The sequence below is a fragment of the Prevotella sp. MGM1 genome, assembly GCF_002933775.1.
Taxonomy (GTDB): Bacteria; Bacteroidota; Bacteroidia; order Bacteroidales; family Bacteroidaceae; genus Prevotella.
Genome location: NZ_BEWV01000204.1, coordinates 70,831 through 90,283, shown reverse-complemented (window position 1 = coordinate 90,283; position 19,453 = coordinate 70,831). Strand labels below are relative to the sequence as shown.

Annotated in this window: 22 protein-coding genes; 17 read left to right on the top strand and 5 right to left on the bottom strand. The window is 43.8% G+C overall.

Annotation, left to right across the window (positions count from 1 at the left end; all coding sequences use genetic code 11):
• From MoGM_RS13375 to MoGM_RS09215, 17 genes are all read left to right on the top strand, one after another.
• Positions 1-350: hypothetical protein (locus tag MoGM_RS13375; RefSeq protein WP_233210240.1), on the top strand; the 350-nt coding region annotated here is incomplete at its 5' end.
• Positions 351-368: 18 nt separating this feature from the next.
• Entirely contained in the window at positions 369-1,022 is a 654-nt protein-coding gene (locus tag MoGM_RS09290) for a hypothetical protein (protein WP_104369804.1), read from the top strand.
• Between the two features lie 77 nt (positions 1,023-1,099).
• Positions 1,100-1,429, top strand: a complete 330-nt coding sequence (locus MoGM_RS09285) for a hypothetical protein (protein ID WP_146078714.1) — start codon at positions 1,100-1,102, stop codon at positions 1,427-1,429.
• A gap of 308 nt (positions 1,430-1,737) precedes the next feature.
• Positions 1,738-2,058, top strand: a complete 321-nt coding sequence (locus MoGM_RS12810) for a hypothetical protein (RefSeq protein ID WP_146078713.1) — start codon at positions 1,738-1,740, stop codon at positions 2,056-2,058.
• A gap of 62 nt (positions 2,059-2,120) precedes the next feature.
• A complete protein-coding gene (locus tag MoGM_RS09280; RefSeq protein ID WP_104369802.1) occupies positions 2,121-4,406 on the top strand; it encodes an LPD29 domain-containing protein in 2,286 nt (761 codons plus the stop codon).
• Between the two features lie 429 nt (positions 4,407-4,835).
• Complete coding sequence (locus MoGM_RS09275) at positions 4,836-5,087, top strand: hypothetical protein (protein WP_146078712.1); 252 nt, start codon at positions 4,836-4,838, stop codon at positions 5,085-5,087.
• Positions 5,088-5,332: 245 nt separating this feature from the next.
• Positions 5,333-5,884 (top strand): hypothetical protein, encoded by a 552-nt coding sequence (locus tag MoGM_RS09265; RefSeq protein WP_104369799.1) that lies wholly within the window; start codon positions 5,333-5,335, stop codon positions 5,882-5,884.
• Between the two features lie 125 nt (positions 5,885-6,009).
• Positions 6,010-6,882 carry a hypothetical protein gene (locus tag MoGM_RS09260; protein WP_146078711.1) on the top strand — a complete coding sequence of 291 codons (873 nt, stop codon included), beginning with the start codon at positions 6,010-6,012 and terminating at the stop codon, positions 6,880-6,882.
• Positions 6,883-6,914: 32 nt separating this feature from the next.
• A complete protein-coding gene (locus MoGM_RS09255; protein ID WP_104369797.1) occupies positions 6,915-7,253 on the top strand; it encodes a hypothetical protein in 339 nt (112 codons plus the stop codon).
• A 134-nt stretch (positions 7,254-7,387) separates the two neighbouring features.
• A complete protein-coding gene (locus MoGM_RS09250) occupies positions 7,388-8,260 on the top strand; it encodes a hypothetical protein (RefSeq protein ID WP_104369796.1) in 873 nt (290 codons plus the stop codon).
• Positions 8,261-8,360: 100 nt separating this feature from the next.
• Entirely contained in the window at positions 8,361-9,875 is a 1,515-nt protein-coding gene (locus MoGM_RS09245; protein ID WP_104369795.1) for a hypothetical protein, read from the top strand.
• Positions 9,876-9,894: 19 nt separating this feature from the next.
• Complete coding sequence (locus MoGM_RS09240; protein WP_104369794.1) at positions 9,895-10,719, top strand: hypothetical protein; 825 nt, start codon at positions 9,895-9,897, stop codon at positions 10,717-10,719.
• Between the two features lie 43 nt (positions 10,720-10,762).
• Positions 10,763-11,158 (top strand): hypothetical protein, encoded by a 396-nt coding sequence (locus tag MoGM_RS09235; protein WP_104369793.1) that lies wholly within the window; start codon positions 10,763-10,765, stop codon positions 11,156-11,158.
• Positions 11,159-11,328: 170 nt separating this feature from the next.
• Positions 11,329-12,183, top strand: coding sequence for a ParA family protein (locus MoGM_RS09230; RefSeq protein WP_104369792.1), 855 nt, complete (start codon positions 11,329-11,331; stop codon positions 12,181-12,183).
• A 35-nt stretch (positions 12,184-12,218) separates the two neighbouring features.
• On the top strand, positions 12,219-12,554 hold the full coding sequence (locus MoGM_RS09225; RefSeq protein ID WP_104369791.1) for a hypothetical protein: 336 nt from the start codon (positions 12,219-12,221) through the stop codon (positions 12,552-12,554).
• A gap of 403 nt (positions 12,555-12,957) precedes the next feature.
• Complete coding sequence (locus MoGM_RS09220; RefSeq protein WP_104369790.1) at positions 12,958-14,466, top strand: replication initiation protein; 1,509 nt, start codon at positions 12,958-12,960, stop codon at positions 14,464-14,466.
• A gap of 104 nt (positions 14,467-14,570) precedes the next feature.
• Entirely contained in the window at positions 14,571-15,155 is a 585-nt protein-coding gene (locus MoGM_RS09215) for a hypothetical protein (RefSeq protein WP_104369789.1), read from the top strand.
• Between the two features lie 75 nt (positions 15,156-15,230).
• Here MoGM_RS09215 and MoGM_RS09210 read toward each other — a convergent pair whose 3' ends face one another.
• The 5 genes from MoGM_RS09210 to MoGM_RS09190 all read right to left on the bottom strand — a co-directional run bounded on the left by MoGM_RS09210 (position 15,231) and on the right by MoGM_RS09190 (position 19,118).
• Positions 15,231-16,235 carry a radical SAM protein gene (locus MoGM_RS09210; RefSeq protein WP_371410523.1) on the bottom strand — a complete coding sequence of 335 codons (1,005 nt, stop codon included), beginning with the start codon at positions 16,233-16,235 and terminating at the stop codon, positions 15,231-15,233.
• Positions 16,236-16,476: 241 nt separating this feature from the next.
• Positions 16,477-17,502, bottom strand: coding sequence for a phosphoadenosine phosphosulfate reductase family protein (locus MoGM_RS09205; RefSeq protein ID WP_233210239.1), 1,026 nt, complete (start codon positions 17,500-17,502; stop codon positions 16,477-16,479).
• The gene (locus tag MoGM_RS09200) at positions 17,499-18,311 is read right to left on the bottom strand and encodes a site-specific DNA-methyltransferase (RefSeq protein WP_104369788.1); all 813 of its coding nucleotides are present in this window, start codon (positions 18,309-18,311) and stop codon (positions 17,499-17,501) included. Before MoGM_RS09200 ends, MoGM_RS09205 begins: the two co-directional genes overlap by 4 nt.
• A 9-nt stretch (positions 18,312-18,320) precedes the next feature.
• Positions 18,321-18,506: a hypothetical protein gene (locus tag MoGM_RS09195; protein WP_104369787.1), complete on the bottom strand. Its 186-nt coding sequence runs from the start codon at positions 18,504-18,506 to the stop codon at positions 18,321-18,323.
• A gap of 81 nt (positions 18,507-18,587) precedes the next feature.
• The gene (locus MoGM_RS09190) at positions 18,588-19,118 is read right to left on the bottom strand and encodes a hypothetical protein (RefSeq protein ID WP_233210238.1); all 531 of its coding nucleotides are present in this window, start codon (positions 19,116-19,118) and stop codon (positions 18,588-18,590) included.
• Positions 19,119-19,453: the final 335 nt, after the last annotated feature.

The window sequence follows — 19,453 nt, the reverse complement described above, 5'->3', positions numbered from 1 at the left end:
TGCATGTCCGGCAAGGTGTGCCCGGTGGTGCTGCATGTCCGGCAGGGTGTGCCCGCCGTGGTGCTGCATGTCTGGAAGAGTGCCCGCCGTGGGTGATCCATGTCCGGAAGAATACCCGCCATGTGGCTACATGTCCAGCAGGCGAGAGCGTGTGCCTATACATATACCTTCATTATAGAACATGTGAATTTTCACTGTTTTATGTTTCTAAAAATGCCCTTTCAAATTTTAAAAACGGACAAAAAGAAATTATTTTCAAGAAAACGCGAATTTTTTTCTCAAAATGTTTGGCGGTATCAAATAAAGTCCGTACCTTTGCATCAACAAAAATAAATAACCGCCTCCAGTGAGGCATAAAACAAAAAAATATGAGTACACCGAATTTTGCAACCGCAAACGCAAGCAAGATTTTTGCTTTTGGGTTTAACAAGTATTACGATCAGGAGACTATAGACGCCAACAACTACCCCCAAGAATGGTTGGGTGAATATGATGAGTGCCGCACACAAGATGATTTTGATTTTTCCATCGAGTCTTGCAAAGCCGCTTTGCTGCGCCTGGGATGGGGCGAGATAGACGAAAACGATGGGGACCGCTCCTATAACACCCATTATTTTGCCGAACGTGTGAAGGCCGTGGAAATAGCCGGTATAACTGCATACGTGAAGGTGCAAGCGGGTGCAACATCCGGTTATTATTCCGGTGCTAATTTTGATTGGTCCGCCTCTGTGGAACTTGACTCTATCTATGATGAGTACGAACTCACAGGCCGTTATGCTTTGACTGCTGAGGACGTTATAAAGGATGAGTGGCTGGAGAATCGGGGCATGTGTAAGATACAGGCAAAAAACATCATCAAACGAATTTATGAAACATTCCGCAACCTCGTGGAAGAGTGTGAAGACGTTTTCGAGCAATGCAGCGAAAACCTCTTGGCGTGTATTGGCACATTTAGCAACGGCGAAGCCATTTACGAGAATTTGGACACCGAACGCGGATGCCTAAAGGCCGCATGTTGCTAATACTGACCGGGGATGGTTCCGGCTATCCCCGTTATATTTCCTCTAATTATTCACCGATTTTCAAAAATCATAAAACAATGAAAGCAAAAGTAAATCAAAGTTCTTCCTTGTCATTTATAGACTCGGTTGCCGATGTAAACCTTGCAGCCCTCACAAAAAAGACCCTTATGTCCTTTACTGCTGTTGTCGTTGTACTTCTGGCCCGTTTTATCCAGTCTTGTCGTAACGCTGCACGCTGGTGCCGTTACCACTTCACCACGCTTCCGCGTATCTACCGCCTGCAGCTCCGCGTTTCCTATGCTGCCGCCGAATGGATGGAACGGCACGAGAAGGCCACTAATTTAGCCCTTGTCTTCATGGGTGTGGTTTTTATCCTGGAAATTTTCTTTTTCGCCCCTATTGACTGAAAAGTAACGAGTATGAAAAGTAAAAAAGATTTATCTGTTCAGATAAACCGTATATACAGGGCCTTTGGGAACCATCGGCTTTATAATAGGGCATTATCGCTTGTATTGTTATATAACGAACGAATGAGCAATACAGAGTACAACCAGAGGGCTTATAGGTTATACATGAAATGTCATTACAACATATCGGGTAATGTAATTTCGGGACGTGAGAAAACGGCTGAACGGCTGTTAAACGCGATGAGCTTAAAAAAATACCCGCAAAGTGTATATTCCAATCTCCAAAAACAATAAAACATCATATTATTATGGAAGAAAAAAAGTATGTTGCTATTGAGGAAAAAGGCGGTCGCCGATGTTATGCCTACTTTATCGCCATTTCTGGCCACCTATGGAGCTTAATTGCTAAAGAATGGTGGGGAACCTCTAATAAAATGATTTCTAACGCCTATAGCATGTCTGCCACGGTAAAGATATTCCGACGTTCTGCAGGTATCGCCGTGTATGAGTTACGGCATGATGATTGCTTTCATTTTGTGCATGGTTGTGACTTATACGACACATACGCCCTACCCGCATCTTTCTCCAGTTGCGACTTCCCGTCTGTTCGTCGTCAAAACGTAAAATAATCCCTTTTATAGCATATCCAAAAATTCACCGATTTTCAAAAATCATAAAACAATATCGAGTTATGAAAAATTCAGTATCATTTGAGCAGATAGTGGCCCGTTTGGCCGAAGTATTGTCTAATCCTATACTTTCCGCTGCATATCACACGGAAAACGAACAATATGAAGGTATATGTGGATGGGCCGGCGTCATGGCTCCACTGAGCCGTCCGGCATTCCTTAAAACCTTTGGTGAAAAAACTGTACTTGCCGCCGAAAGTGAGGCCCGCAAGGCTATCCATGAAAAGGCCGAAGCATACGAGCGTAGCCAGTTCCATGCGCACGAACTGGAAGCCGACGAGCACAAGGGCGCCGGCTGCCCCGCCCCTATACGTGAAGGACAATTCGTGTGGGCTGTGTCCACCTATTTTAAGGGTGACGGAGGCTACAGGGATGAATTAAAGTACCTTGTTAAGTTCAAGGACGAGGAACGCGAAGACCTCCCCCGCCTGTGCTGTATTGAGAAGGTGATCCGCGTTGATGAGCTGCCCACATCTCCCGAGGACTGCGACCGCCTGGTTGCTGACTACGCGCTGCATGGCGGATGCCGTTCCGAGGATGTCGGTGACGACTTCTGCGAGTTCAACCCGACAAAGGAGGAGTTATCCACATTTTATACCATCGCCGCCGCCGTCGTGGATAAGTCCGGCCGCTGGTATCTGGCAGACGCTGAGGGTTACGACTATGTGCGCTACTATTATAGTCCCCTGACATGGGAGGAGGTTATGGCCTCCGAGGTTGCAGAGTTCCGCCGCCTGTTTGCTGAACAGAAGGCCGAGGAGGAGCGCCAGAAGGAACAGGAAGCCGCCGACCGTCTGGCAGACTACCGCGCACGCTGCCAGAAATGGGAGGGCATCATGGATCCGATTAAGCCCTACGATGACGCCGTGGCCTCTTGTTATAGATCCTACGAAAAATTAGACTATCGCCACCGCCGGAACTCTCGCGAAGCAAAAGCACTCAGGAGTGCCGAGACGAAGCGCAACAACGCCCGCAAACGCAATATATTGGCGATGGCTCAGGCGGCCTTCCCCGGTGTTAAATTCTCAGTAAAGAAGTACGACGGATGGGGTAAAGACTATGTGGTAAGCTGGCAGGATGGACCGACCAAAGAAGAATTTGACGCCGCCACCGATTTGAACCTGTTTGTAACATTCCACGACTCCTTCGACGGTATGCAGGACATGGCATATACCGTCAGGGAAGAGCACACGGACTTTGCCGACAAGTTTATTGGTACTTCAAACTCCATCGAGACTAACCGCACGATGAGCGACGAGAAACGCGCCGAACTCATTGCTACCATTTACGCAGCAGCACCCGCCGCCGACGAAGGCAAGGACGGCAACTATGAGAAGCCGCACGACTATACGGATGCGGAAGTACGCGCCGTGTCTGAGGCCTTTGGACTTTCCGTGTGTACGGTATTTCCCCACGGAGACTACAGCCGTGTATATACGGGTGAGATTGCACACCGTGTTTTTGTTCATACAAGTTACTATAAGAAGCCCGAAGCACCCACGCCCAACCCGACCACCACACGCGGCAAGAAAAGCCGCCAGAGCAAAGAAAACGAGGCAACAGAGAGCAACGCAGCCCCCGCGCCCGGTTTGTCACTGGTAGAACTACCGGAAGGCGGTGTGGCCGTAGTGGGTGCCGATTGGAAAGATACGTATTTCCATAAGCGCGAGATCAAGGCGCATGGCTGCATCTGGAACAAGGAGGCGAAGCAGTGGCAGGCTACGGAGCCTTACGCCATCGCCACCGTGCGTGCATGGTTTGGTCAGGGTGAGCAGCAGGAGGCAGACACGGACACGGGAGAGGTTGCACCCTCTCCAACCCCGGCCGAGGTGTCGGAAGCAACGGAAACAGTACAGGATGCACCCCGTTATAGCGTGTCTGCGAAATCACAGAAAATCACCGAGGAAGACGCTGCCATCGCTGCCAAGTATGGCTACACGCTGGATATGGCACGCGAGCATTACGGCCGAAATTACAAGCGATTCCACGAACTGAAAAAGGCGAATCATTCCACCATATTTTTTTTCCTAATGGGCGAGTATTACGAACTTTACGGACGGGATGCCCAAATAGCTTCAGTAGTGCTTAATCATTTCCCGGCTATCGCTCCGCGTGTGTTTACAGAGGATGCAGAAGACTATCCTTATCTTTTTGTTCTCCTGCCTCTGGCGGCCGACCAGATAGGGCACTATGTCCGATGCCTTGAGGATGCCGGGCATGAGGTAGTTATCAAAGAAGATAAGCCAGAATCCCCCACGTTATATGGGGGGGGCGAAATCACTGATTAAAGAAGACATTATTAACTAATAACAAGAATACTTATGACTATCAAAGAATTGATACAAGAATTATCAAAGTTTGACCAGGAAATGGAGGTGACATATCCAACTCTGGACGAAACAGGACAAATGCCTTTCTACCGCTATGAAGAGATTGTTGAGTTATGTGTCAAGCCCTGCGAAGATAGGCATCGAGATGTCTTAGTGCTATACTAACCCTCTAATTACGAACTGAATTTATTTAATAACAAATGATTTTTTAGTGATATGAAACTTACAAAGAAAGATATAGCATTTTTGCGAAAGTGGTGGCGATAATTCATAATTTCATAAAATCATTATTTCATACATTCATAAATTCATTAAGATATGGAACAAAAAAAAGTATATCTGCTGTATGAGGGCGACCAATGGTTATCAACTGGTAGTTTAGTCCTTATGGGCATATTTACAGACATCGACACTTTGAGGATAAATTCACGGGAACTTATCCGTGAGAGAGCCAAAAGTCATCTAAACGATGCAGTCGGCATGGGATATGATTTTGGCGATTGTAAGACTAAAGATGAGAAAAAAGAGGTTGTTGTTGATGACATTTTGCTTGAACTGATGAGTCGTGCTTCTACATGCTCATGGAGTACGAATTATTCTTATATAGAAGCCACGCTTAATTCTCTTGGTGAACTCTGACTTTTCATAAATTCATAAACTCATTAAATCATACATACATTTATGGCAAGAAAATGTTTTTACGTAACCTTGGAACTCGATGTGGATCTATCTTCCGAGTTGGAAAAGCCCACAAAAGAAAATCTTTCCAAGTACAGAGGATATATTAGTGATTTTTTGTACTCACTGAAGAAAAAATTGAATTATAGTTTTTACATTCAAAATCACAATGTGATAAGTATTTATGACGAGAAAGGAATACAAATATGAGCAATACGATACAGAGCATTAAGGAGGCTTATTTGAACGCCTATGCCGAGCAAAAGAAAGTAGAGGAAAGCATCAAGAAAGAAGCCGAAAAAGCCCATGCAGCTTCATTGAGATACCAGAAGTTATCCGCGAAAAAGATGGGTGAGTACCACAAACTATCCTCTAAGTCATATAGATCCGTCACGCTTCATTGGACCGATGCCCTTGTGCTTCCTATCCTGCGGGAAGTGGATAAGCGTACCGGTCTGAACTTCTACGAGATGACCAAGGAAAGAGGCATGGCTTGTTTCGGGCTTAGAGCGGAATGTCCTGTTTTCGCCATCAACGAAAATAATGAGACTATAGCATCGCTCGTCTTTACACCTGGACCGGATGGAGCGGTCTATATTGATAGCGGCGAGACGACAGGAGATTATCAACCCGGATCCATCGGAGACATGAATGGTTTTGGCAACGTCGTCGAGGAAGTGACTTCTATTGAGGTTATTATCGAAAATCTGTGCCGGAGATGTCCGGAATTGGCCGAAAGCATAAGAAAACATCAATAATTTCAAGAAAACAAGAATGTTTTTCTTTATTTTCTTGTAGAATTGAAATAAAGATGTTACCTTTGCACATATTCAATAACAAAGATGTTTCACCGAGCCGCAAATGGCTCACAAATCAAAAGAAAATGCAAACAAACAACAATCACATCGAGAGTTTTTCCATCAGTTCCAATCTATTCCCATGTGTATTCGTGGGGATGTATGGCACACGATTATCCCCTTCCGATTACGAGGAAAGCATGTCGGAATGCTACGCGGATGATGAGCACCCATTCTCTTATTTCACCGTGGATCGCGATAAATGGGAACTGGAAATTATCGACCGCGCATGTGATTTTATTGATGAGCACGTGGTCCCAATTCTCAAAAAATATGGTCTTGATAGCATTCAGGTGGAAACGATACATTCTCCAAAGTACTACAATTTTGAAAATGACTGCATGTATTTCACGGTCTATATGGCAGAGGAATGGCGTACAAAAATGCACGAGTGGTTGTCAAAATTTCGCCAGGAACAAAAATTCTCCGACTACATTCACGAACATTATCACGACCATGATGGTTTTTGGTCATTTATGCCACAGAACTTTGACGAGATAGAAGCATTCGGCGATGAACAGCGGTGCATAGGTGCATACCTCACGCTCTGCCTGCTCAATGAGGATGCCATAGACTTACAGGATGAATTTATGAATGAAACGGCAGACTGGCTGTACGAGAACTCCTCTGCGTGCTCTGACAAAAATGTACTTGATGAGTATGTTGGAGAGGTCGATGGGATGAAGTATCAGGAATTATATAACAATGACTACAGGGTGGATGAACTTTACCACAACTTATACGAAAAGCAAGGACGTGTGTGGCGAGGTTGTGATTGGTTAAACAGTAAGGTAGATAATAGCATTACCATATATTCTAAGAACGAGGCCATGAGTATGATTTTCTGGGCTGTACAGAATGGACTGACTGTTTCCGACTTGTACGAACTGGCAGCGTAATTCATATATTCACGTAATCATAAATTCATATTATGATGAAATTTACTTTTGAAATAACAGAAGTGACAGGGGAATACGGACACCGTTTCCCTCTACTCTCTGCCAACGAGTTCCCTTTTATCCGCTGTCAGGTAGTTCCTACCCTTCCTGACCAGTATGACACAGTGATGAAAGCCTTGCACCAGCGTGGAGAGTATATTGTAACCGCAAAAGGCCGCACGGACTTCTGCATCATACAGGCTGGAGGCACTAAGGATGGACACCAACTGCACATTACTCAGGATAATTACAAATCTATCGACCGAGCAATATGTGATTGTATGCAGGCAGCAGCCGACTTTTGGGCTATAAAAACGAGCAAACAACCATAAATCAGATTATTTTCAACAAAAAGCGAAATTATTTCTCTTTTTGTTTTGATGATTAAAGAAAAAGCAATACCTTTGCATCAGAAACAAGAATATAAAAGTATTAACCGCCTTTGAGAGGCATAAAACATTTAATTATGAATACAAGACATTCAGATGAACAGTACAAGGTAGTCAATGCAATCATCAATACTCTTCGACGTGGTGACTGTGTGGCATACGTTTCAACCGGTAATGGTGGCTCTGGATTTGGTTTTTGGAGACCATCTGACGAGGACATGGAATTGAGAAAACACTTGCTTCACTTTGCTCGCGTGAAGAGTCTTGATGTCGATGACCATGAAGAACTTTGTGAGGACTGGAAGGATTCTGATTACTTTGATAAGTCACTTGACTTTTACGAACTGTCAGAAACTGGCATGAATCCTTTCCGCATACAGGTGATGATAGATCCATTTATGTATGTAAATTCCTATGAGCTGCGTGATATGATAGTAGAAGATCATGATGACCTTACCTCCGTAGAGATTACCAGCGGCATCAATGGCTATCCACGCAATTTGCATGGTGCTGTTGTTGGCTTTTATTCTTATGAGCAGGCAGCAAAAATTACAGAATTGTATGGTGTAGAGGTGGTTTCTCTTCGTCGTCGTGATGGGTGGCATTTCTATGAGAGCCAAGGCGCCGTTTATAATAATTATGACATGATGGATGTCTATGAGAATGATGGCAATTATTCCATATATACTGATTCCAGCGAGTTCGTAGAGACAATTGATATGGTTATGTCTGAGACTGATGAGGAAGATTATGAGGATGATTACTCAGACTTCATGTCACGTATGCAGTCTCTCAAAGATCAAGTTACGAACGAAAATACGGATGGTAAGTTTTTTCTGGTCCCATGCGACGATTGGAACGCCTACGAACTCATCGATCTCAAGGCATCCCATTACTATGAAGATGTCTGGACATACGATATTGCATTGGATTGTTCCGTTATATACTAATCAATAATCACCGAAATTAAATCCATAGATCACACTAACAAGTTAAATATATGGAAAAATATAAGTATCTGTTTGAAATTGACAATGAAATCATAAAACAATGACACAGCAAGAATATATTTCCTTAGTCAATCAGGCGAACAAAGCCTCTTACGATTATTACGTTCTATCGAACCCTTCCATTACGGACGCAGCTTTTGATGTTTTCATTTCTCAGATAGAGCAATGTGAGCAACAGCACCCGGAATGGACATTGCCGGATTCTCCTACTCAGAAAGTAGGCTCTGACCTCTCCGACAACGGCCGACGCACTATTGCACACCGCACCCCCATGCGTTCTTGCCAAAAGGCAAAAACACGTGATGCTGTTCTTACTTGGCTGAATAATACAATCAGTAAGATAGGACATGACAATTTTCAAGTTTCCATCGAATACAAATATGATGGCATAAGTTGCTCTTTGGTATATCAGGATGGACAACTCATCAGTGCTTCTACTCGTGGCAATGGTTTGCAGGGTCAGGACATCACAGCCCATGCCGGCCTTATCTCCGGAATCCCTCAGCAGCTTCCTGCCCTGATAGGATTGAAGCTGGGTAGAATAGAAATATATGGGGAAATTGTTTGCCCAAAAGCCAATCTCAATAAAATAAGCCGTCTTTATACCGATTGTCGTACAGCTGCAAGTTCATTGTGCAATATGGAAGTAGCGACTCCTGACTGTGCTCTGCTCGCTTTCGTTCCATGGAAAGTGAACGCTCCTTGCTTCTCTGCCAACGGATCGCACTTCGAGTCGATGATGTTTGCAGTACATTCCCTTGGCTTCAATGTTGAGTGCCCCTCTTGCTTTGATGCTTCATATATTGATGGAATTATCGAGTATATTTCGCTATTTGATGATCGGGAAAACAGGAACTCTCTGCCCTATCCTATTGATGGACTTGTTATCAAAGTGGATGATAAAAACCTTGCTGACTCTCTCGGTTCAACCGCTCATCATCCGCATGGCAACATCGCTTATAAGTTTTCTCCGGAGACGGTTATCACTACCTGCACACGTATCGAAATTACAGTGGGAAAGACAGGCCGTCGTACACCTGTGGCATATTTCAACTCCGTCACCATCATGGGACGTGAAGTTTCCCGCGCTTCACTTTATTCTGAAGCCACGGCCGAAAAACTTGGCATCGAAGAGGGCTCCATCATTGAAGTGGGACTTTCTAATGATATTACACCAAAAGTGTTCCGCGTTATAGATAATGCAGAAAATCACCAAAACAATCCTTGTGTTGCACTTATTCCTGATCCTGAGTCGGAGACTACAGATGAATTTGAGGAGGAAGTAACCTTGCATATCATCCCCAATATGGTTCCATCAGAATCTGCTCAATTGAAACCGGCAGTGGAAGAAAATATGTCTCCTGCAACATCTACCACTGTTCCAACAGAAGAAGATGATGAAGAAGAACCTGAACAGACAGGAATGGTTGCAAAATTGGCTACACTATTCTTTTCCGTCGTTTTAATCTTTTTCTTGCTCCCCATTTCACTGGCTCTTGCGGCTTTTGGCATTCCTGTTTTCAACAATTCTTTCATAAATTCATCAATTCATTAAATCATACATACATAAATCTATGAGTACAGAAAAAAAACTTCAAGCTCTCCCTTTCTGGGATGGGGAACTTTCTCCCCGCAGTTTGGCTTTCAACACGGGTATGCAGTTTCATGGACCGTTCATCGCAACTACCGTCCAGGCCCGCAATGATCTGGGGCAATGTATCATCAGTACTTTCGCCCCGCACATCGTCTGCAAAATCCATGCGTTTAAGACCAATTTCGAGCCGAAACCCGGCAAGGATGGTTATAATATGAAGTTTCGCGAGATTACGGATCGTGAGAACGAGAACCGTATGGCATACCTTGCGCAGCGTGCGCAGGCGTTTGACAACATCAAAGAGGCGTACCGCCTGGGCACATCCGTGCGCGAGTATATCGAGCAGCAGGGTAGGGTATATGACGAGGAATTTGATGAACCGCGTCTGGTTGTGAAGGTACCTGGCATGAATGCCTACCTTGAACTGATTGGATGTCTGGACAGCATCGACGAGTCCGACATTGCATGGGAAGGTGATAAGGGAATCTTCGGGACGCTCAATTACATGGCTCTCTGGGCGCAGAACGTATGGGACAGGCACGACCGCCGGCCGCGCGGCTCTCGTTCATCCGATGAGCAGCCATTGCAGGAATGGAAGGAAGACTACGATCCGGAAATTCGTCCAATGATGACACGAAAGCAGGGCCTTGGACACACCTTCATCGACCCGTCCCGCCGGCCTGATCTGCTGTACTCTAAGGCCCCGGTGTTCGACAAAAACAACCATGAGATTGTCAAACTCATCAAGCATACTACGGCATCCCTGGCTTCCGATGGCATAGCGCCGGAAAACTATGGTAAATAATCCTACGTTATAGAACCTGTAAAAAATCACCAATTTCTGAAAGATGGAAATAACAGGTGTGGTGCTTTCAACTACTCCAGACCCTATCGTAAAGTATGGCAACCAAATCAAACCTTACCGTATGCCTACACGCATTGAGGCTGCTGCCATGCGTCGTTATGTCCTCCATACTGACTATTGGAGCGGTGCCCGCTGTCTTTGCTACGATCGTCCTGAAGATTATCGCAAGGTAGGCTCTACGGAATACGGAACTGAAAAGTATTACACCTTCACATGGTCTGATTCCAACACGGGTGGCACTACCGTGGCAGGCGAGAAAACAAGTTACTCCATCAAACCTGTACGCGCAATTCCTCTTGCTCCCATATCTGCACAGTTCTCCATTGATGCAGACTTCACTTGGGGCACTGATACCACGACTGTATCAACAGCTAAATAATTTTGAGAAAAAGTGTGCCCTGGCATCAAAAGTGTCCGGGTATTTTTTGAAATCAGAATTTCATACATACATAAATCAATGAATTTATGAATAAATGAAGAAATAAATACATGAATGTTTTGTAAATCCGATTAAAACCGTTAATTTTGTAACATATAAATTATATCATTATGAATAGACTCAAAGAAGTTTTGGCTTTTGCCAATAATAAGGGTGGGGTAGCAAAGACCACTACTGTGCAGAACGTAGCGGCCGGCCTGCTTCGTCGTGACCCGTCTCTTCGTATTCTGTGCATCGACCTCGATCCACAGGGCAATCTTTCATCTCTGCTCGGATGGAGGGAAAAAATAAAACAGATGTCTATCATCTCCACTGTAGCTGACGCACTTAGAGATGGTGATAAAAATCATCTTCCAGTATATAAGAGCGACAATGGACTTTTCTATAGTCCTGCATCTACTTCTCTTGCGGACATCGATCCAGATTTACATCGCCAAATGCAATCTAAACTTGTTCTGGCTTCGCTCTTTGGCAACGACATCTCATATATGGATGCGTTGTATCTCGGAGCGGAAAACCTGGGCGGTTCTCTTATAGAGGAGTGTTTTGATTATGTACTTATTGACTGTGCTCCGGCACTTTCCGAACTTACATACAATGCGCTTGGTGCAGCATCTGGTGTTATCATTCCTGTGCAGCTTGGTTCTCTTTCTGTGGATGGTATCGGTCGTATGATAGAGGCTTATCGTAATGTGCAGCGTAAACTCAACTCTGATTTGGTAATGCGGGGCTTGCTCATCGTCATGGCTGATGAGCGTACCAACCTTACACGAGAGACTACAGAGTTCCTGCGATATAATTATGAGGCAGAAATGTTCCACACGCGCATACGCCAGTGCGTAAAGGTAGGGGAGAGCCAATTCCAGCATCAGGACATTTTCTCTTATGCCCCGGATTGTACCGCTGCACACGACTATGACGACTTTATTACGGAATTGCTTGAAACGACTTCTCCATCCGATTGAATATCTTTTATGGTAAAATTAAAAATCACTGAAATATGAAATCTTACAAGAAGAAAAGTATAGTTGCTGGTTCTCCGGCTGCTAAGGAACACGAAGAGATGATGGTACAGGTAAATGCGGTGGGATCTGTTGTTACAGAGACTGAAACTTCTGCACCAGAAAATCCCATGGTTTCATCCACACAGCAATATGTGGGTGTATTTTCACAGCAGATGAACGCGGAGCCGATGAAAAATGTGCAGACACGTATTCCGCTTTCTGTCTATGAGAAATTGAATCGTATGAAGTACTTTGCCGGGCAGCGTACTTCTATTGGCGATATTCTTTCTCGTGCCATCACAGAGTTTGTTGAGCGTCATCCTGTACAATAGTTACCACGTTTTACCAAAACTAAATACACCCAATTATGCTATCTGAGGTGTTGTAGGCTTGTATGTGCGGTGAATATAGGAATTGAGAGCGGATAATAGATAGTTACCATGTTTTACCAAAACATTTCTTTCTTTTCCATTCTTATTTCTACTTTTTGCCAATATAGTTACCACGTTTTACCAAAAGTGAGCATATATATGGTTATTCTTATTTATTCAACATAATCAATGGTAGTACTTCATTTTATTATGATATATTATTTATATAGGGTGTATTTATGTATTCAATCCCCCTGTATTTATGGGTTTTATCATTTATGGAAGGAAAATCTTGGTAACTGTTTTGGTAAAACGTGGTAACTGTTTCGGCTAATTTTGGTAACAACTTTTGTAAATTGTAGTTATGAATGAAAATAAGGATAAACCTATGAAGGGTAAAAAGGAAAAACAGGGTAAACAGTCATCTAAACAGGATAAGTTGATGGTGTCTTCCAACTCCATGTATTCGGAACTCAGGGACATGCGATGGCTCTACAATCCTGTGGTGTATTCCCAAATTTCCGGTGACTTCACACTCATGCAGCAGCGCATTCTCTTGGGCATCATCGAGAAGTTACAGCATCGTATTATTGATTCTGTTGATTCACAGCATAAACAGAAATCTTTTCCTGCTATATTTGACGATTCGGAATTGATGAAGCGGGAAACCATCGACCTTAATCTCTCTGCGGCAGATTTGGGGGTTATCCCTGCTCATTATGAACAATTGGAGCAGGCTGCACTTGCATTGAGTCGTATTACAATGAAATATCCTAAATTTGATACAAAAGGCAAGGTAACACGGCATGTAGCTGCTGCGCTGTTCCCGCGCATCGAAATAGCTATGACGGAAAGTGAGTTGCGTCGTACTGGTGTCCTGCGTGTGGTAATGCTGACTGAAAATATCCGTGATATATTTACCATGCAGCATGGATTTGTGAAGCATGTGTCTCATATTGCGCGTGTTGCTCTAAAAAAGCGGACACCTCGCTTATACATTTATCTCTCGCGTTTTAAGGATGTGGGTCATAAAAAGGTTCCATATACTGACCTCGTGGAATTTCTTGGTCTTACGGACGAGTATTATTATGAGACTAACGATGGTAAAAATCCTTATACTTCTTGGTCCAAAGTCAAGAAACTGGTGCTTGAACCTGTAAAACAGGAAATGGATGATTTGGCCCGTAGTGGGGAAATAAATTTCAGTTTTGATTATGAACCTATTTTCCCACCTGGGAAGTCGCGTGGCATTCCATTGGAGGTTTTGTTTACAATGAAGAACTCCGATATGGGCAACATGAAAGCGGAAGAGGATCGTCGTTCCAATAGCATATACAATTTTATTGATACGTATGTATCATGGTGTCCGGACTTGTCTATTCATTCACTTCGTGATATAATTGAGTCTATTCCGGAAGAAAAATTGCAGGATTTTATATATTTCGCGCTTACTGATGTGCGGCGTATTGTTGAACGAAAGCAGCCGGATGATGTGGCTTCTTATGTCATGGGTATTCTGCGAAAATGGAAAAGAGAAAATATCCATGTTCCGCAGCCTACCTTGTTCGACTATTCTCCTGTCATTCTTGAGCCGGAAAAGGAAGAACCCAAGGATATACCTGGACAATATGCGGAAGAATGGAAACAGATTTTGGAACGCTATGATGGCATCCTTAAACCGTTTCTGCTCAAAGCTCGTCATTTCGGTACTTCTCTTGGTTTCATTTTGATTTTGTTCCCAACAAAAGAAATGTGCGATGAGTACAATAAGTTGGAGACTGAAAATCCAAAGGAGGAAAAGAAACTTCATGTGATAATGACGGATGTACTTGGTTCTGCAGGTCGGGTGCTCAAACGCGGTGTAGAACATTAAAAGTAATGCAAACGGCCTCGGATATTGTCCGAGGCCTTAGTTTGTCCCCGTTCTGCATATCTGTTTTGCTATCTTTGCCATAGTAAAATTAAAAATAAGTTATTATGGCAAAAATCATTTTTTATGTGTTGGTCTTCTTTGTTTTGTTCTCTGCCTGTGCCACCACTCATCGAACAGAGCATTTTAATGAGAAAAGCACTTCTTTTTCCGACTCTACTCATTATGAAATCCGGAGTGGTGCGTGGCAATCATATACAAGTATTGACAGCATTTTGTCTTTATTCTTGCAGTATTCTATGGAAAGAATGGTAAGTAAAGATTCTGCCTCTGAGCACATATCGGAGACTATCACTTCTTACATTGATTCTTTGGGTCGTGAAGTACGTAATGAACAGCGTACCATTAGTCGTTCGGAATCTCGTAATAGGGAACAACTTTATCAGCAGCAACTCACTTTATTGCAGCATAAGTACACTACGATGCAGGAACATTACGATTCCTTGTTTCAGGCTTTGTACGAGAGAGAAAAATCACAGAATGCGGACTCCATTAGTTCTGCTGCTACAAAGGACAAGGATGTTTCTTGTTTTTCTACGGTGAGTGAAGTTTTTACATTTATATGTATTATCTTCTCTGTGTTTGGAATTTTATATGGTGTCAGGCTTATCAGGAAAGCCAATAAAAGATGATTTCATACATTCATTGATTGATGAAATAATAAAAGCGTATTCGGATATAGAATGCGCTTTTTATTATGTTGGATCTCATAGATATTTCTTCAGATAGGTCTCACATCTGAATCCTTTTCTCGGCATAAAGTCTGAAAACGAATGTGCCATGAAGTGATTTCGTTTGTTCACCCATCCTGCAAGGTCTTTCTGCCATTGTGGTATAGGGTGGTGTGGATTGTTGGGGTCTCTATATGGCTGCGCGTAGGGATATATGTATATGCCCTTCTGCTCAGCTCTTGATTTCCATGTGCGCTTCCACCAATAATTTATGCGTTCGTAGCACTCCTTAAAGTCGTTCTTACCTCCAATCATTGTGTAAAGGAAATACTCGCCTTTGAACCCGTATGAGTTGATAAGTTCCATCGCACGTTCGCATTCTGCTATTTGTCCGTGTGTGTCACATCCGAAACGTATTCTTCGGTTGTCAAGCCATTTTATCCTGGCAAGCATCCGGGCATTGTCATCATTCACCAGCCTTGCATCGAGTGCCTGGTTAAAGTCTATCCTATACCTTCGCTCTATAATCTTTTCTAACTGTTCCATGCAGTAATCTCCTGCGGCCAAAATGTTGTTATCCATCAGTATGAGTTTCACCCTTTCCTCGATGGCTATTTCATCCACATCCATGTATGGCCGTATGTGCCCTTCTTTCTTCGGTACCACGCACCACGGGCATTTGTTTTGGCATCCTCTGGTCAGGAAACCATACGCAGTGTCTTTGGGCACATGTGGATAGATGGAATAGTCTGGTTGCAGTCGGTCTATTTCTTCCGGGAGTGTACTATTGATGTCGTAACCGGTACCTCCTCGGATGATTTTGTTGGCATCATAGATGCTTAGGTCATCAGGTGTGAAATTGAAGACCTTTGACATGTACACGACATCATAGTGTTCCATTTTGGATGCCCACTCGACCATTGCTCCATGGATTTTCCAATATCTTGCGATCTTTCCCAGTGCGAGGTTGGGGTAAATGGTTGCTCCCCATTTCTTTTTCTTGGCGTGGCCGTCCACATCCACAAGTCCTATCTTTTTCATAATACAAGCCATTCCTTGTTACATTATTCATCTTCAATTATTCTTATGAACATTCCTGACGGATGTTTCTTCTCTTTGGGGATTTCTTTGCGGTGATTATAAAAAAGGTTATTCTTTTTCTGAAAAATTAAATTGGTATTGTAGGAACTTTTTTGCATACCATTTTTTGTAGGACATCCCGCTTATCCACCAGTCGTAGATATTTTCGGCTATTTTCCGCTCTTGCTCGTCAGTCAAGCCGTCAGATGACGAGCATTCGGAAAACCCTTCCATAATCCTCTGTTTTCTCGCTTTTTTTCCCCCCCCAATGGGATGGGTCTGGGTGTAGGATGTAGCCGGCATCGCTCTTTCCTGCTGTTGATGGGTGTCCATTCTTTCCCGATGCCGTACCAGATGGATTCCAAATGTTTTTCTGATAAGAGTTCTTTCTTATACCCCCCCCGGTTCGGATGGCTATAATGGCTTTTATCCAGTTGCGCTTCACGTGTGGCCAACGTTGGTTTTCTCTTTGTTTTTGTTTTAGATTTGCCATTGGGCACCCGATGCAACCTATCCTTCTGTACCCCTCATCATACAGGTTGCAATGTGCCACCTGCATCACATCATTCAGGAACTCCCACACATCTCTTTCCGTCCAATGGATGATAGGGGAGATGAGCAGACTTTCCTTACCGTGTATGCAGCCGGCTGTACTTTCTTCTTCGGCATTGGTGATATTGGTTTCTTTAGAATGTGTCTTCTTTTTCTGTTTTGCCCTATACACATCAAGTCCTTCCAGTGTCCCGCTGAACTTTTTGCTCGATATTTCCACTTCCTTGCGTGCTTTTCTGCGGCTACTTTCCTCGTGCCGTATGCCGATGAGTGTTACTTTCCCTGCTCCGGCACCCTCTTTGTATTCGTTACAGCACCATCTTACTCTCATGGTGGGCAGTATCTGTTTTTCTACCGCTACTGCATAGATGCTTTTTTTAGGGGCGATAAGTTCTACTTCTGGGTAGTTCCGCTTCACGAAACGTATCACATCTGGTGGATCCACGCTCGTCAGGCTCATGTGTGCCTGGAATTTTACACCTGCCAGTTCGGTGATATGGAAGAGTGTCTGGCTGTCTTTACCTCCGCTGAAGGCGAGGTAAAAACCGTTCTCTTTGTCATAGGATTGTGCAATTCGTTCCGCTTTACGCAGCAAGGAAATGGAGTATTCCATCTTCCTGCGTAATCTACCAGTAGCACGTTCCATAGCTTCTTCCAAGGTTATATTTGTTTTCATATATCTAATTCCAATTTATATTGTCTCTTTTGTGCTTCTATCCGCTTTTTCGCTACTTCAAAATACTTCATGTCTTTTTCGATGCCGATATATCGTCGGTTTTCCATGATGCAGCCTATGCAGGTTGTTCCACTTCCCATCGTATTGTCTAATACTACATCTCCCTTGTCTGTATAGGTCCTTATCAGGTATCTTATCAGGTCTATGGGTTTCTGTGTCGGATGAAATACGGTGGTCTCATGTTCCTTTGCTATACGGATAATGCTGGTGGGGAATTTTTCATTCGGTCTGGTAGGTACTACCTTTTTTATTTTCTTGTCGTAGTCGTCTGTCCTGCCGGTTTTGTATTGCCCGTAGCAGTTGTTCGTCTGTTCCCATTCTTGTCTTCCTCTTGAATGGTTGCAGTCGCCTATCATCATCTGGGGGTGATATACTGGCATCTGTTTGTAAAACACGCTTATCACTTCATGGCAACGCAATGGCATCCTGTTGGCATTCAGAAACCCAGTACTTCGCATTTTGTCCCATACCAGATTGTACCGCCACATTTTCGGATTGCTCGTCATAAGTTTGGCAGTAAACATACCTTGCCCGAACAAGATAATGGCTCCATCTTCCTTGATGATACGTTCGTATTGTTCCCACAGTTTATCCAGTGGTAACATTTTATCCCATTTGGCATGTGGGTTGTTCTTGTGCAGTACCTCGTATGGCAGATCGCAGATGATGGCATCCACGCTTCCATTTTTCATGCCTGCCATGACTTCGAGGCAATCACCAAGGTAGATATGGTTGGGTTCTATTTCCATTGTTTTTTGTTATATTTCGTATTCTACAAACACGCATTGCGAAGGTTCTCCAGCCATGAGTGCGGATGCGCTCTTTCCATCATCCTTTACCCTCGCTCTGCGCAACTCGGAATTGGGGTAGGCTATATCGAAAACACCTTTGTCGCAACATTCTATATAGCCTTTTTCTGTGGCTTGGCGTATCAATAGCCACATTTGCCCCCCCCCCGGACAGAAGTAGTGAGTAAGGGTCTTGTCGCTTTGAAATGTCGTACTTTTCCTGTCATGGATTGTTTTCTAATTAAACCATTTGATAATGGTCTCTCCTTTGTAGCCTTTTTCCCATACGAACCATCCATAGGCTGTGGCGCTTCCGCTTATCTCATCAAATTTTCCGTTCATGGCGCATAGAAGTCGCGAGCAGCTTACCCATACTCTGCTCGGTGGCTGAGTCCTGAATAAGTGCTTTCTTCCTTTTCCTTCGAGGAATGTCAGTTTCAAAAACATGCACACTTTTTTCCCGTCTGGTACGATTGAGAGAGCTTTTTCCACAAACTCTTGTGCGTAGGCGTATGGTGGATTGGTGACAATGTTTCCGTTCCATTCCTGGTTGTCGATGGAAAGGAAGTCTGCCACTTCTCCATAACCTCGGTCTATAAGGTCTCTCGATGTTACAGAATGGCCCCCCCTGATTAAAACATCGGAGATATGTCCCTCTCCACAGGCGGGTTCAAGGATTGGCCCATCGAATTTTTCTAATTTCAACAGCCATTCTGTTGCCTTTGGTTCTGTGGCATAGTAGTCCGCATGAGCCCTTTCATGATCCACGTGGTTACTGGCTCCTATGGTTTTGAATACAGAGGCTTTCCCTCCCTTCCAATCTTTTTTTGCCATTTTATCGCAGTATGGTATTTCCGTTGTTGTTAATCAGTTCCAATGCTGATTCTATTCCAGCATGTAGTGCAGCTTCGTAGGTGTCAATACATGGATAGCCGTCTCTTTCTGGTATGCGAGTGTTATACTCTCCGTCTATATTCGATTTTTGCCACAAGTCTTGAAGTTCATAAGTCCATCTGCCACCAATTACAGTGGATATGCTTATGTGTAGCCCATGAACCTCTCTCAGCCACTTTGTCACCTGCCACATCGCCGGACGTGAATAG